Source organism: Salinimonas iocasae (genome assembly GCF_006228385.1).
Lineage (GTDB): Bacteria > Pseudomonadota > Gammaproteobacteria > Enterobacterales > Alteromonadaceae > Alteromonas > Alteromonas iocasae.
In genome coordinates this window covers 188,288-203,416 of record NZ_CP039853.1, presented here as the reverse complement: position 1 = coordinate 203,416, position 15,129 = coordinate 188,288, and the positions used below count along the sequence as shown (strand labels likewise).

The 15,129-nt window shown below is 43.9% G+C and carries 9 protein-coding genes and 2 pseudogenes; 6 read left to right on the top strand and 5 right to left on the bottom strand.

The features are described from left to right. The first annotated feature begins 276 nt into the window (after window positions 1-276). From FBQ74_RS18220 to FBQ74_RS18200, 5 genes are read left to right on the top strand one after another with little or no spacing between them, the layout of a single operon-like run. A complete protein-coding gene (locus FBQ74_RS18220; RefSeq protein ID WP_139756646.1) occupies window positions 277-873 on the top strand; it encodes a glycosyltransferase family 2 protein in 597 nt (198 codons plus the stop codon). Further along, a complete protein-coding gene (locus tag FBQ74_RS18215) occupies window positions 870-1,889 on the top strand; it encodes a glycosyltransferase (RefSeq protein ID WP_139756645.1) in 1,020 nt (339 codons plus the stop codon). Before FBQ74_RS18220 ends, FBQ74_RS18215 begins: the two co-directional genes overlap by 4 nt. Continuing rightward, on the top strand, window positions 1,886-2,929 hold the full coding sequence (locus tag FBQ74_RS18210) for a glycosyltransferase (protein ID WP_139758159.1): 1,044 nt from the start codon (window positions 1,886-1,888) through the stop codon (window positions 2,927-2,929). The genes FBQ74_RS18215 and FBQ74_RS18210 overlap by 4 nt, the downstream gene beginning before the upstream one ends. After that, entirely contained in the window at window positions 2,910-3,944 is a 1,035-nt protein-coding gene (locus FBQ74_RS18205; RefSeq protein WP_168190648.1) for a glycosyltransferase, read from the top strand. Before FBQ74_RS18210 ends, FBQ74_RS18205 begins: the two co-directional genes overlap by 20 nt. Further along, entirely contained in the window at window positions 3,944-4,777 is an 834-nt protein-coding gene (locus FBQ74_RS18200; protein WP_139758158.1) for a glycosyltransferase family 2 protein, read from the top strand. The genes FBQ74_RS18205 and FBQ74_RS18200 overlap by 1 nt, the downstream gene beginning before the upstream one ends. A gap of 308 nt (window positions 4,778-5,085) precedes the next feature. Here the strand turns inward: FBQ74_RS18200 and FBQ74_RS18195 are convergent, their stop codons facing one another. The 3 genes and pseudogenes from FBQ74_RS18195 to FBQ74_RS18185 all read right to left on the bottom strand — a co-directional run bounded on the left by FBQ74_RS18195 (window position 5,086) and on the right by FBQ74_RS18185 (window position 9,066). Then, window positions 5,086-5,334 carry a trimeric intracellular cation channel family protein gene (locus tag FBQ74_RS18195; protein ID WP_269750736.1) on the bottom strand — a complete coding sequence of 83 codons (249 nt, stop codon included), beginning with the start codon at window positions 5,332-5,334 and terminating at the stop codon, window positions 5,086-5,088. After that, window positions 5,330-6,492 (bottom strand): annotated as a pseudogene (locus FBQ74_RS18190) (IS3 family transposase). The gene FBQ74_RS18195 and the pseudogene FBQ74_RS18190 overlap by 5 nt, the downstream one beginning before the upstream one ends. Window positions 6,493-6,999: 507 nt before the next feature. Further along, window positions 7,000-9,066 (bottom strand): catalase, encoded by a 2,067-nt coding sequence (locus FBQ74_RS18185; RefSeq protein ID WP_139758156.1) that lies wholly within the window; start codon window positions 9,064-9,066, stop codon window positions 7,000-7,002. 320 nt (window positions 9,067-9,386) lie between these two features. On the opposite strand from FBQ74_RS18185, the pseudogene FBQ74_RS18180 reads away from it, so the two are divergent. Further along, window positions 9,387-10,444 (top strand): annotated as a pseudogene (locus FBQ74_RS18180) (integrase core domain-containing protein). 522 nt (window positions 10,445-10,966) lie between these two features. Here the strand turns inward: FBQ74_RS18180 and FBQ74_RS18175 are convergent. Together FBQ74_RS18175 and FBQ74_RS18170 are read right to left on the bottom strand one after the other, a co-directional pair. Beyond that, complete coding sequence (locus FBQ74_RS18175) at window positions 10,967-12,916, bottom strand: PAS domain-containing hybrid sensor histidine kinase/response regulator (protein WP_139758155.1); 1,950 nt, start codon at window positions 12,914-12,916, stop codon at window positions 10,967-10,969. Continuing rightward, entirely contained in the window at window positions 12,913-13,737 is an 825-nt protein-coding gene (locus FBQ74_RS18170) for an alpha/beta fold hydrolase (protein ID WP_139758154.1), read from the bottom strand. The genes FBQ74_RS18175 and FBQ74_RS18170 overlap by 4 nt, the downstream gene beginning before the upstream one ends. Between the last annotated feature and the right edge of the window lie 1,392 nt (window positions 13,738-15,129).

Below are 15,129 nucleotides of genomic sequence, written 5' to 3'. Positions count from 1 at the left end.
TTCAAAATGTTTCATAAAAAAGGATGAATCAGGTTTTTGTGGTGAACCTTTTTTTAAGGATTTGTGAATTAATCATTTTGACGTAGAAGTTGAATGCTGATGAAGCACTTCGAACTACCCGGACGATACTGACAATGAACCCCCTACACACAAATTCGATAAATGAAGAGTTGCGGCGCGCTGAAAAGATGCTGGAGCAACTGCCATCATGGAAAGCTACGGAACGCTTAAGAGCAAAGCTTCGTATCGAGCAGCTGCTTGGAATAATACGCAACTTTGAACAGCAATAATTCCCCCCACGCGACACCAGATATTGGTGCATTGTTTGTTACGTTCGAGATGAACCAGAATCTGCTTAGAAATGTTCAGTCGTTCAGCGATACATTTACCGGTCAGCCTGCTCTGGTTATTGATAACTCCTCAGCACAATACAAACATACCAATCCGCTTGAAAAAAGTTTGCACAGTGTCAACAGTGCAGCGCGTTACATTAATCATACCGTCAACTCCCGCTTCGCTGCCTATAACCAGATTCGTAATCTGGCAGCTACCCGATATGTGGTCTTCAGAACGGATGATGATACGTTTGACGAACGCGCGCTAGCCAGCATGTTGGACCAGGCCGATATAAAAACATTCGCCGTGACGCCGCATTTATTTAATGGTGAGAAACAGTGGGGAACGGGGTATCAGCACCCCCTTGAAGCCGTCATTTTCGAGCGTCGGTTTTTACTTTCGTTATTGCCATTTTCTGACAAAGAGGGCGGCGACTGGGACTTATTACGAAGAGCCTTCGAAATCGCTGAGCCGGAAATGATCGATATTCCGGTGTTAGAAAAGGTGCCCCATGGCCGACCCGGGGCAACATCATGAAAGTTGCTGTGTTAGCCTCTCCGCGCTTTGCCATCAAACAACCGTTTGCCGGAGGCCTGGAGGCATTTGTGGCATCGCTAATGGCTTACTATGGCAGTTATTGTGATGTAATGCTCTATGCACACCCGGATAGTGAAACGGAAGGCAATTTTCGTACTTTTGCTATTAATGACAGCACCTATGCGCAATACCCGGATATTGTTGAAAATGACTTCATATTGAAGTGCATGAAAGATATTCAGAGGCAGGGCTTCGATGTTATCCATAACAACTCACTAAGTTCTATACCTGCCGTGTGGGCCTGTAAAAACCAGTTTCCCTTATTAACAACGCTTCACACACCACCTTATACCCGATTAAAAGCGGGCGCTGAACTGGCTTCATTCTCACCCTACGTTCACTATAACGCGGTCTCTTACAGCGTGGCGGAAATGTGGCGACCGTTTATTAATGATGATATCAGCGTCATCCACAACGGTATTGATTTATCTGCATGGTCAACACAAAAACAGCAGGGGAATTACGCGGTAACTTACGGACGAATCGCGCCTTCAAAAGGTATCGATCTGGCTATTCACGCTGCACGCGCCAGCGGTATCGGATTAAAAATAGCCGGGCCCGTTTTTAACCAGGACTATTATAAGCAAAAAGTAGCGCCGTTATTGTCAGAGGACATTGAGTACCTCGGGCATCTGGACCATCCCCAGGTATGCGATCTTTTAGCCGGCGCACGCATGGCGGTATTTGGCACCCGCTGGGACGAGCCGTTTGGCTTGTCGACGGTCGAATCCATGGCAACAGGTACACCGGTAGCTGCATTCAATCGTGGCGCGTTCCCTGAACTGGTCAGCGTTAGCGGTGGCGCGCTGGCAAAAGGCAATAATGTTACCAGTCTGGCAGAGGCAATGAACGCCACTGCACTGGTGCCTCACGAAGACATAATAAAACGTGCCTCGTTATTTCCACTGTCAAAAATGTGCAATGCTTATCTGAACAAACTGGCAGCGATCGCATGAATATTTTGTTGGTTACCAGTCCTGTTGTAGATCTGACAACGCCGTTTGCCGGTGGTACCGAGTCATTTGTAGTCCAGCTTGGAAACGCGCTGGTACGTCGGGGGCACAGCGTGGATGTGATTTGCAAAGCGGCGGATGAAACAAATCTTTTCAATACCGTATCGCTGTCTGAGTCGGCTGTGCGCATGTGTGACGATATAACCAGCGAGCCTGAGGGACAAAAACAGTACCAGGCGGCGCAGTTCGGCCTCATAGACACCGGCGATTATGACGCTGTTCATTATCATAGTTATTATCATGCAATCTATGAGTATGCGAGTCTTCATGAGCGTAGCAACATCGTTACATTGCACACCCCGGCCACGCCCCGATTATCAGTAGTGCATACCCTTAATCGCCAGCGTGGCGATGATATTTATGTTGCCGTATCCAGTCGGCTCAAGGATCAGTGGGAAGGTGTTACAGGCCCCGGTATCAATGTTATTTCAAATGGCGTGGATACCAACTACTTTTGTCCTCAGCAGCAGGATAGAAAGCGCGACTTTTTGCTCTGGTGCGGGCGCTTATGTCACGAAAAAGGTGCCCATGAAGCGATTACAATAGCCCGCGCTCTGGGAAAGCCACTGATGATTGCGGGCCCGTGTGCTGATACAGAATATTATCAGCACTACATCGAAAGAGAGCTGGATGAGAACATTCATTATTGTGGGCACCTTAACAGCAGCGAACTTAAGGCGCTTTATCAGCAAGCCACCGCCTTATTAGCAACATCTCTGTGGGAAGAGCCATTTGGTCTGGCGTCGCTTGAAGCGCTGGCGTGTGGCACACCAGTGATAGGGTTCAAAACAGCAGTGCCGGAAGAATTACGATATGACAAAGGCGTGTTCCTCATAGAAAAACATGCACCGCAAACCTGGAACACTGCACTTGCGCACTGCAGCGAAATCGACGCGGCAGCATTACTTCAGTTCGCGCAGGGTTTTAGTTTTTCTTCCACCGTTGACGGATACGAGGCGCTTTATGCACGCGTGTCCGAATAAGCACATACTGGTCTATGTCCATCACCACGGCACAGGGCACCTTAAGCGGATGTGTACGTTAATACCCGCAATAGAGCGAATCGCAAAGGTAAGCTTTTTAGCGGGTACTGACGCGATGGCATCAGCGCTGAATACCCACTTCCCCAATAGCCGTGTTTTCATCTTACCATCCAAATGGCCGTCAAATTCTCCCTCTGTAAAGCGTACTTTTGACCGCGCCTTTGAAGGTATAGGCTTTTATAAAGAAGCTGCAGCGCGTAGTCAGTACTTTTGTACATTGCTGGTAAATCAGAATATCGATTTATTTATCAGCGATGTATCCGCCGAGCTTACTATACTCGCCAGACAATGCGGGGTAAAAGTAGTCATGCAGCGACATTCCGGTTACACCGGGCAGGATCCTACACAGGTTTTTGCCTATGAGTGCGCAGAATCGCTGTATGCACCATACCCTCAGTCTCTGGAGCTTAAGGATTACGGCCATCTGAGTAAAACGCACTACCTCGGCTTTTTTGGTCAGACTGCACGTGTTGACGTAACACAGCCACGAGTTATTACTGTACTGGTTGGCGATACTAAACTTCGATGCGCTATATCCGAACATCTTGCTCAAAACGGATTTACAGTTAATGTAGTGGGGGAGTGGCCTGAAGATGTACCCTTTTCCGACAATATACACATACTCGGTTCCACCGATAATGTAGGAAGTGCAATTGTCGGCAATATTGTTATCTGCAGCGCCGGTAACAATCTGATTTCTGAGCTGGTTTATTTGAATAAAAAGCTCATTCTGATCCCCGAGCCGCGTCCATATAGCGAACAGGAGGCGAAAGCGATCATGATTCAGCAGGCAGGAGCAGGGCGCTACTGCCTGCCCGAACAGGCCGGTAACAACAGTAAACATCTTATTGAACTGGTCGAAGACGCGATCAACGCACCCCCACCAGCGCTTCAGCCACTGCATAACCCCAGTGCCGCGGCTGAGTTCAAACAGCTAATTACGGAAACGCTCTAATGACATTTTCTCTGGTCACTCTGGTAAAGGGGCGCTATCAGCAACTTAATAATCTGTTGGAAGCAGTATCTGACAGCACCCGTATTCCGCAGGAAATTATTGTAGTTAAAATGGATGATGAAGCCTGGCAGGCTCCTTCGAACCTAAATCTGCATATCAATGTTCTTAAAATGAGCGAACAAGGGCTGCCTCTGGCAAAAGCGCGGAATAAGGGAATGGCCGCAGCTACACAGGAAAATGTTGTATTTTTAGATATAGACTGTATTTGCAGCCAAACCTTGTTTGAAACTTTGTTGTCTGCGCTGAGTGCTCAGGTGGTTGTCTCAGCCAGAGCCAGGTACCTCTCACACTTGCCGAATCATGGCAACTATGCGCGGTTATTTGATAAGAGCGTTGCGCACCCTAAACAGCAAGCGCTGCCGGGTAACACGGCAGTGTGTTATAAGCATTTCTGGTCGCTGGTTTTTGCCATCAGGAAAACCATATTTCGGCGTGTTGGTGGCTTTGATGAAGCGTTTTGCGGTTATGGAGCAGAGGACACAGACTTTGCGAGGCGTTTCGATTCGGCCGCTATTTCATTGATATTTATCGATGACGATATACTGCATCAGTATCATACGAAATATAGCCCACCGGTCAATTACACCGAAGATATCTGCGCAAATGCAAATTTGTTTAAACAAAAGCACGGTTTTTTCCCCATGTATGGCTGGCTGAAAACATTTGAGAAAATGGGGCTGGTAGCATTTAGCTACGATGAAGAGCAAGTAAACTTTATGCGCAATGCAACAACAAAAGAGAAGCAGGCGTGCTTGTCTACTTCTCCTTATTAATGCGTATTGACTAGCTATTGGTGGTGTCGGGGTTCCCGGAAAACTTCAAACGCATATACATCCAGAAATTCTCAGCCTCAAGCATTAGTGATATGGGTCTGAGTTAGTCTTTATAATGCCCATTTACTCGGCTCCGGAATGGGATATCCTTATATATTGTTTTCGGGTAATTAAGTGTAGCTGTCAACTTAAAAATTAGTATTTATTGAGCTGCGATGCGATTTGTGCAATAGCGCAAACTTAAGTCAAAAGGTTTCCAAAGTTAGCGAATATCTATTTTATTGTTAAAAGCTAAGAGCCATGTTTCTCTAAAATAGGATTCGCCATCCCCACTTAAAAGAGCATAGACGCAATGATACTGTGTTAGTAAATGATGCAATTACGCACCACGGGTACGACGTATTGATATGGAGTAGTCCAGCAAAAACTAGACCGCCTGCAATACATGCGGTGGCATAAAGCTCACAACGCATTACCAAGGGAACTTTTCGCGCGACTACATCACGCATTAAGCCACCAAACACAGCGGTAACCGTACCTAGTTTGTAGTGGTCAATAAAACCCGGACACCTTTTTAGCTAATTTTTCCGCTTTTGCCGGTGGTAGCCCATCGTTAAATTGATGCGGTCTTTCCCAGTTGTAATAATTCATCAGGTAATATCCCACATCTCGTTTTGCTTCATTAGGCGAACAGTAGCCGGTTGATGGCATCCATTCTGATTTCAGACTTCTGAACACGCGTTCCATTGGGCTATTGTCCCAGCAGTTCCCCCGGCGACTCATGCTCTGGCTCATCTTGTAACGCCACAGCCTTTGTCTGAATTTACGAGCGCCGTACTGAGAGCCCTGATCGCTGTGGAACATCACGCCTTTTGGCTTACCTCTTAGCTCTTACGCCATATCTAAAGCTCTTGCGGCAAGCTCCGCGTCCGGTCGGTGTGACATACTCCAGCCGATAACTCTGCGGGTATGCAGGTCAATCACGACGGCTGCGTAATACCATGCTGAGCCTGTCCAGATGTAGGTGATATCGCCGCACCAGGCCTGGTTGGGGTGCTCCACATTGAACTGCCTGTCCAGTAAATTAGGGATATCTGGCCGCTCAACCTGCACGTTTTTATAAGCGTGCTTACCCGGCTGCTTGCTCATCAGCCCTTGTTCTTTCATCAGCCGACCTACTTTGAATCGGCCCATGACGATGCCTTCATCGCGAAGCATATCGACAAGCGTTCGTGTGCCAGCAGACTGACGACTCTTATCGAACAGACGCTTCACTCTGGCGCGCAGAATACGCCGTTTAGCACCAATCAGCCGCTGTCGCTTTCGTCGTTCGTAATAACTACTGACACCAACACCTAAAGCTGAACAGACCAATTCTGTTGATTCATGCACCCTCAACCGGTCTATCAGCGCGTGGACTTCAGGTCGTCGGACATCAAGAGTGCGGTAGCCTTTTTTAGAATGGTCTTTTCTCGTTCCAGACGGTTCACGCGAGCCTCCAGGTCCTGAATACGCTGCTGCTCTTGCGACAGCGCTTTGGACTTCGGTGTGCTACCGCCGCGTTCAGACTCAAATTGCTGAACCCATTTGCGCAGGGTATTTTCATGAACGTCTACAGCGCGACTTGCTTCGGGAACGCTATACCCCTGATCGAGCACCAGGCTGGCTGCATCATGTTTAAATTCCGGACTGAATGACCGTCTTTGTCTTCTCATTGAACACCTCGTTATTAAGTGTAATGCTACCACTTAAAACGGTGTTCGGGTTTAGTCTGCCACTACAAAATGATAGATCTCGCCAAAATTTTTAACATGTTGAAATTCATACTTCATGTAATATTGAACATTGGGAAAATGCTTAATTAGAACAACAAAGTTCCAATGAAAATATTGCCCTATCAAATATCGGGGATTCGTTGTTCTGGAAGCGATATGTAAGTATTTTCACACCATTTTGTGAAAGATAAGAGTAGCTCGGGAACTTCATCAATACTTAAATTAGAAAGTAGTGTGGTGCAGCAGTTTTCTTCTCGAAAAGGAGTTCCTTTACCCGGAGTTTCTGAGCTTTCAAAAATAGAAATCGATAAAGATTCAGCCCCTTGCTGGGATAGAAAAGTAATAAAAATACCGTTGCAGGACCACTACCAACAACAGCTATATGAGGTGACTGTTGCATACTTAATTTTCTCGAAATATTAAGAGAGGAGGCAAGGCCCCCTTATACTAGCGTTCCCAATAACGTAAAGGGCGAAGTTTCTTAATTAGCGGGGCGGTTTGGCTAGATTCGACTAAGAGATAACCGGCATCCATTTTATCTTCAAGGTTGGCTTCTCGTATCAATGGCATCGCTGCTTCATTGTAAATAATAAATTTGTTGTGCATATGTGCATCTGCCACGAAGTCTTTGGCTTCTGGAATACTCACAACATTCTTCGCATGCTCTTCTGAAAGAACCACTGCTACAGCGTCATATAATACAGAAGGACCTCCATCAATTTGTTGGTGCCCGTCGATACGTTTGCCAGCTTTGGTAGTAATACCATAAACCGTAGGCGCGACAACTTCATACATTGCGCCTTCTTTTCTAAGATCCTCAATTATTCGATTCAAAACTTCATCATCGGCGTTATCACAGCACAAAATACCTAATTTTCTTCCCTTGAACGAGTTTGGATTATTTTTCTGAATACTTAAAGCATCAGATATTTTTAGATCAGTCTGTGGCGGCATTGCAGTCTCGGCCTTTTCTGGTAAAGAGGGTATCCCTAAGCCCTGGGCAACACCTTTGGCCAAAGACTCATCAACATTCATTAGATGCGATACCACTCGCTCTCTAATAGCTGGTGTTTGGACCTTCGACAATTCGAAAATAAATGCATCTTTAATATGTCTTTGTTCTACTTGAGTCTGACTATTATAAAATTGAATTGCTTGGCTGTAGTGATCAGCGAAAGTCTTAGAGCGATACCTTAGTTTGTCGCCTTCAACAGGTTGAGAACTGCTTTGATAACCTCTAGTAGCACAGGCTCTGGGGTTATTTTCATCACGATCCCACGAATTGGGTTCATAGTTTACCCGCCCCTTCGGATTGTGCATCGCCATATGCCCATCTTGCTGAAAATGTCGCATAGGGCATCGCGGGGCATTAATGGGGATGTGAGTAAAATTTGGACCGCCAAGACGTTTTGTCTGTGTATCTAGATAAGAAAAATTTCGTCCCTGTAATAGTGGGTCGGGTGTAAAATCAATACCCGGAACAATATTTTGGGTACAGAATGCGACCTGTTCCGTTTCAGCGAAAAAGTTGTCTACCATTTTGTTTAGAACCAACTTCCCTATTTTTTGAACAGGGACATCTTCCTCTGGTATTAATTTAGTTGAATCAAACACATCAAATTTAAATTTGTCAGCAAACCTTTGGTCGAACACCTGAACGCCTAATTCCCATTCTGGATAATCGCCAGCGTCAATTGCATTCCATAAGTCTCGGCGGTGAAAGTCAGGGTCTGCCCCGTTAATTTTCAATGCTTCATTCCATACTACAGATTGAAGGCCACTTTTTGGTTTCCAGTGAAACTTCACGTACTTTTCTTCATTTGAGCTATTTATGAACTTAAAAGTGTGGACTCCAAACCCTTCCATAAACCGAAAAGATCTTGGAATAGCTCGGTCTGACATAGCCCACATTAGCATATGAATAGATTCAGGAGTTAGACTGGTGAAATCCCAAAAGTTATCATGGGCGGTCTGCGCTTGTGGGAAACCGCGGTCAGGTTCTTGTTTCGCAGCATGGACTAGATCTGGAAACTTCATTGCGTCCTGAATGAAAAAGACTGGTATATTGTTACCAACCAAATCCCAGTTGCCTTCTTTGGTATAAAACTTTACAGCAAAACCGCGCACATCGCGTGCCAAATCAGGAGAGCCCATATTTCCTGCCACTGTTGAAAATCGAACAAAAACTGGCGTTTGTTCCCCTTTTCTTTGAAATAGGTCAGCACAAGTTAAATCCGAATAGGCATCATATGTTTCAAAATAGCCGTGTGCTCCATATCCCCGTGCATGCACAACACGTTCAGGTATCCGTTCATGATCAAAATGAAATATTTTCTCCCGCAAGATATGATCTTCAAGAAGTGTCGGGCCGCGACTACCAATTTTTAGAGAATTTTGATCATCTTTAACAGGACAACCTTGAGCAGTGGTCATCATTTGTTTTGCATTCTCTGGCGATTGATGCAGTTCTCCTCCAGTACCTTTTTGGTTGTTGTATTTGAATGATTCTGCCATAGATAAGTCCTGTTTGGTTTATTGAACACTGTACATACATCAACGATTGACGGGCTGTTCATAGTAAAATTAAAATTTTTTAAAATTACAAAATAATACTTAAAGATAAATTTTATTATAATAAATTGCGACTACAGAATAATTTCTTCTAAATCATTTCTTTATAGAGGTTTAAAAAAATTCTAAGTACGTTCAATAAGGTTTTTTAATTTCTTATTTAAGACTATTTAAATACAGGTGGTCGTCTTGACTTTTCCCCCAAAATACCACCATGACACCGATAAGATTTTCAATAAACCGAAGACAATAGGGTGGTCAAAATTAAGAACCGCTATAGCGAAGAACAAATCGTCAAGGCCATCAAGCAGTATGGATCTGTCGCAAAGGTGGATGACATGGCATCTCATCAGGAAAACTTTATAATTTGCGCAGCAAATATGCGGGCTTCGAAGTCAACGAAGGTAAGCGTCTATTAGGAGCTCGAGTCTCAGAACAATAAGCTCAAAAAGATGCTGGCTGACAAGTTTTTGGAAGTGGTAGCGATGACGGTCGTGCTCTCAAATAAGTGGTAACGCCAGCAGCAAGGAAGTTTGTCGTCCGTTACCTTATTCATGTGTTTAGGCTCAGTGAATAGGGTGCCTGCAAGCTTGCTGATGTTAATCGAACCGCATTTAGATATTGCCTCACTACAAAGCCAAATAGCGCAGTGCAGTCGCGCCTGAAGGAATTGGCGGTAAAGTATCCGAGGTATGTATGCTTAGTGCTCCTAAGCTTGCTAAAGGGCAGTGACTTGCCATCAACCGCAAGCATACGTACCTTCTTTATACTGAAGAAGCGTTACAAGTACGGACGAAAGAGCGCAAGAAGCTGACTCATCCCAGACAACCAATCGAGGTACCCACGGCACCGGATCAAGGATGGTCTATGGACTTCGTATCTGGTCAGCTTAGTAAAGGCAGACGGTTCAGGGTGCTAAACGTGGTGGCTAATTACTCCCGCGAAATAGTCGGGCAGCTTTTATCTGTTTCTATCAGCGGTCGTCAGGTTGCACCTTTCCCTGGTCAGCTCATCGAGCAAGGAGAAAAGCCTGAAAAAGTGATCTGCCACAACGGAACAGAAGTCACCAGCCAGGCAATGTTCTGGAGTAGAAAAAGAGGTGTTGAGCTCGGTTTTATTCAGCCAGGTAAACCAACGCAGAATACTTTCGTAGACGGCTCTAATGGAGATTCATAAACTAGTGTCTGAATCAGTATTAGTTTAGAACAATGGACGAGGCTCGTTACAAAGTAGATCTGTGGAGTGAACACTATAATTATGCTCGGCAACATGTTCACTGAATTACCTGCTGCCTGTAGAGTATACTAAGTGGACAGCATAATAAGAAAATCTCATCGAAAGAATGGTGCTAGTTCCGAGAAAAGATCACAGCTAACAAGCGTCCGTATGAGGGCCGGCTAACGAAACCTATCGAACACACGCTTCGCTTTTGCACGCTCAATCTACCTTTTGGCATCTATAAGCGTAGGAATTCGTGTCATCGGAGATTAAGAGGTTATTTCGCAGTGAGCAGTAACCTTGTTTAAAACATTATTTTTCTCGCTTTAACCGATTCACGCGAGTTTCCAGTTCCTAAATGTACTGCTGCTTTTGCAATAACGCTTTAAACTTTTTTTGGAAGACTGCCGCGTTCAAACTCAAGCTGTTGAACCCATCGACGAAAAAGTACTTTCATGGACGTCGGCTACACACGCGGCTTCGATTACTCTAACCCCTCGGAGCGAAAACAATGATGACTACATCACTTTAAAATACAGAACTAACGACCGTCATTAAATTATTATTTAACGCACTGTTTCATATGGATGTTTTCATATGAAGCGGGGTTAAGATTATTCAAGGGCTAAAGAGGTATCTTTCGTAAAGCAGACTTTAGTTCCGGTAAATTTAATGGCTTTGTAAAATGTTGATCGAAACCAGCTTCAAGTGCTCGTTGTTTATCTTTTTGAGAGCCCCAGCCGCTAATAGCAGCCATATAGATCCCTTTAGACACTTCTTGCCGGCGCAAAATTTTTGCAACTTCATATCCACTTATATCAGGCAACCCAATATCCGATAGAATAACGCTCGGTCGAAAAGTCTCTGTTACTTCTATTGCTTTTTTACCAGAATAGGCAACTTTAATAATATGTCCATCGAATTCAAGCAGTAACCCAAGACTATCCGCAGCGTCTTCATTATCATCAACGATTAAAATTCTTTTGGGAGAAATGCTTTGTCCCTCTTCCTCTGAAGCAGGTTGCTCAATAGGTTCGCTGGAGGGCGCAATAGGTACTGTAACCGTGAATTCAGTGCCTTCATTTATTCCTGGGCTGTATACTTCGACATGCCCCTCATGCATTTCTACTAACTGTTTAACCAAAGCAAGCCCTATCCCCAATCCGCCTTGGCCTCGCTCACTAGCTGGTTCTAGCTGTGTAAACATATTAAATATAGCTCTGAGCTTCTCAGGAGGAATGCCTATTCCAGAGTCTTTAACCCGGATCTCAATGCTTGTTCCTATAGACTGAACAGACAGTCTGATATGGCCTCCCTTGGGAGTATACTTAGCAGCATTAGATAAAAGATTAACTATTATTTGATTAAGGCGAGTTGGATCCCCGTAAATCATAACTGTAGAACTAGGAAATGTTACATCTAAAGTGTGGTTGCCTGCTTCAATCAAAGCACTCGATGACTCAATAGCCATCCTCGTAACTTCACAGATGTCGACCATGGTTCTTTTTAGCTCTAGCCGCCCCCTACTGATACGAGTGACTTCCAGTAAGTCGTCGACGATGTGTTCAATTTGAGTCATGTGACGATTCAACATAGAATAGTAGTCATTGAGATTTTGGCGACATTCAGAACTATGTTCGATGAGCTTTAGTACATTCCTAATTGGGGCCAAAGGGTTACGTAACTCATGACCCAGTGTAGCTAAAAATTCATCTTTTTTTCGATCAGCTTCAGCCAATTGCTTATTTGCATCTGCTAGTTCTTTTTGTGAGTTCTTATGCTCGCTGATATCAATGAAAATGCTTAAAATATTAGTACATATTCTCTCGCTGTTGAAAATCACATTTCCCCGGCTTTCCATACTTAGCCAACTCCCGGAGCTATGCTTCAACCTGAATTCGACCTCGTAATCACTATTTTTCTCAATAGCCGTATTAATCGCATCGTCAAATTGTGACAAATCGTCCGGATGTATTAACTCATAAAAATTTTGCGGCTTATGATATGAGCAATCTTTAGACAATCCCAGCAATACTAACAGCTCTTCGCTAAAGTGGATTCGGCTAGAGACCAAATCATAGTTCCAAACTCCCATCTTAGCGCTTTTCATAGCCAAACCGAGAAAGTATTGATTTTCTTTTAATGTTTTCTGAGTTTCAAGTAATTCACGAGAGCTATTTTCAGCAGATTCGCGAGCAGTTACTAACTGTTGCTCGTAGCTATGGCGCTCTCGAGCCAAAAAAAACGCGAAAGAATTGTATGTAATATGCCCATCAATTTGCTGAGCTGCATTAACCAACATTGGTACACGCTCCCCGTTTTTGCCTTTTAATGAAAGCAGAAATTCCGAGACGGCACCTTCTAATTGCAATAGAGGTGTTAGTTGAGCATGGAAATAGAATCGACTACCTAAAGTAAATAAGGTGTCTATATTACTTTTTGTTGTAAATTCAGATTCGGAGTAGCCAAGCCATTTATAAAAAGTTTTATTTACACGAACAATAGCTCCATCTGTCCCGCAAATCAGAAGGCCACAGGCGGCATTTTCAAAAAAATCTATATTTTCAGGTATCATAGAATAGCCGGATGCTTGAATTCGTATTCTTTTAGAAAATCATCAATCGCCCCGAGGCATGCCTGAGGTGCGCTCATATGTGGACAATGGCCTACATTTTTAATTTTAACTAGCGTAGCTTTGGGCAATTTCTGTTTTAAATAGTCCCCGACTGAGGTTGGCGCGATAAAATCATCAGTGCATTGAAGTATAAGTGTAGGGATTTTACATTTAGGTAAATCGGCTCGATGATCAGCAAAAAAGGTCACGCGGGCGAAATGATGAGCTATCTCCGGTTCAGTGCGACAGAAGCTTTCACCCAATTCTGCACTAAGCTTTGGCTTCTCAGGAGCTCCCATAATAATCGGCGCCATTGATGTAGACCACTTTAAAAAGTTACTTTCAACAGCCTCGCATAGTTCTTCAATATCAGCTCGTGTGAACCCTCCATTGTAGTCCCCATCATTGATAAAGCATGGTGAAGGGCTGACCATAACCTGAGAGTGAAACTTGTTAGGCGATTCAATACTAGCTAAAAGCCCAATATTTGCGCTCACAGAATGTCCAACGAATACTACAGGGGCATTGGAATTTATTTCGTCTATAACTTCTAGCAAGTCCATAGCATAACTATTAAGACTGTTATATTTACTATAGCTGTACATAGAGATGTCAGATTTTCCGCAACCCATAAGATCGTATAATACAACTCTGTAGTTATTAGCCAATATAGGGGCGACGTGTTTCCACATCGTTTGATCACATCCAAAGCCATGACCAAGGACTATAACAGGGCCGCGCTCCCCTATTACTTTTATATTGTGTCGATCTACCAAATTCATAGTCAGGTTCTTATTTATAAATATTGTAAATCACTCAATGCAGCAGACAGTGCACGGTAGGCTTTAAAGGTAGAGAAACTTCATTTCCTTGATTCTGACTGCACTGCTCATATTGTGAGAGTTTGTTCAATAACCCAAATAGTTACGGTCCATCATTGCGTTGATTAGTCCGAAAGTTAACAACACCATGCTCACACAGATGGAGGCTAGATTAAAAGTTTTTAACAATAACTTCTACACTTTTAGTTACAAGCTCAGCCGGTATAGTGTTTCAAGTGAAAAACTTTTCGCGGAAGTGCGTGTACAACAAGAAGACAAAGACGGCCTTTGTTAAGGTTTATACAGCCCGACATTTAAGTATGTACAGTCTGCTTGGTTTTCGACGTAGGGGGGCAATGTGGTTGACACCAACCACGCAGTGAATTTCATAAAAAATAAGTGGCGCAATTAAGTAAAGTAATTGGGGTGTTCATGGCGAGAGCATTTGGAGATTAACGTGCTATTACAGCTCGAGATGCTGTTGATAAGATAATTATTTTGAAGAGTCATCAGCAAAGCTCTTGATTGAAGGAGCTTAAAGAAGTAGAAATGTTGTACAAGGGTTTGTTAAAGCAAAGCTGTGCGGCGCTGCGCCAGGTACCTAGAAAAAGTGGGCACGTCATATCAACCTCCACAACACTCAGCCTATGCTAACTCCTGGGGATTTTCAAAAAATTTAGCCTTTTACGCCACGCTTTGACCTTGTATCTATGCTTTTCAAGTAATACGATACTTGCTTCGCAAATATCGTCAACCTCGGGTTGAGCCTCTCTCACGGTCCAATAGAGCTCGTGACTTCTCAAATCCATTTCAAACTTTTCAACAGCTTTAGTGTGCCTTGCTATCAATTTTTTCATGATTATCGTGGATTTACTTTCTTAATACTAATTTTATAGCACAAATTAAAGCATGTAAACCCGATTGGGTCGTTAATAAAAACGTTTAACTTATATTGGTCCAGGCTAGCTTTTGAGAAGTGTTTTCAACCAGCGCTCAGTAGTGGCTTGCTCTCACGGCGTTTAGCAACCAACATTGTTATTTCTCAAATAGCTTCCCTATAACGGAGCGGAAACAGTGATAAAAATTTCAGCTACCGGATTGAATCGCCGCCAACCAATCGACACCGCTAAGTATTGCCTTTAGCTCATTTTCAGAAAATTGGCCGACGCTTTTTGGCGTGCCCGATTTCGTGGTAAGCTTGAATCTGGATGCATTAAAACTGTCGCGAACTGCTTTGTACAGCAGTAATTGATGTTGTGCTATGCGCTCTTACCGCGACCTCAAAAACATTACTAGCATCCGCCTTTTCACCGGCGATAGCATATCTCAAATCTCCAATTTATTTTTTGCTCA

What these genes read in the sequence shown, in the direction of transcription:
- FBQ74_RS18170 (WP_139758154.1), bottom strand. Translation starts at nt 13,737, where the DNA reads ATGAATTTGGTAGATCGACACAATATAAAAGTAATAGGGGAGCGCGGC.
- FBQ74_RS18205 (WP_168190648.1), top strand. Translation starts at nt 2,910, where the DNA reads ATGCACGCGTGTCCGAATAAGCACATACTGGTCTATGTCCATCACCAC.
- FBQ74_RS18210 (WP_139758159.1), top strand. Translation starts at nt 1,886, where the DNA reads ATGAATATTTTGTTGGTTACCAGTCCTGTTGTAGATCTGACAACGCCG.
- FBQ74_RS18185 (WP_139758156.1), bottom strand. Translation starts at nt 9,066, where the DNA reads ATGGCAGAATCATTCAAATACAACAACCAAAAAGGTACTGGAGGAGAA.
- FBQ74_RS18215 (WP_139756645.1), top strand. Translation starts at nt 870, where the DNA reads ATGAAAGTTGCTGTGTTAGCCTCTCCGCGCTTTGCCATCAAACAACCG.
- FBQ74_RS18200 (WP_139758158.1), top strand. Translation starts at nt 3,944, where the DNA reads ATGACATTTTCTCTGGTCACTCTGGTAAAGGGGCGCTATCAGCAACTT.
- FBQ74_RS18175 (WP_139758155.1), bottom strand. Translation starts at nt 12,916, where the DNA reads ATGATACCTGAAAATATAGATTTTTTTGAAAATGCCGCCTGTGGCCTT.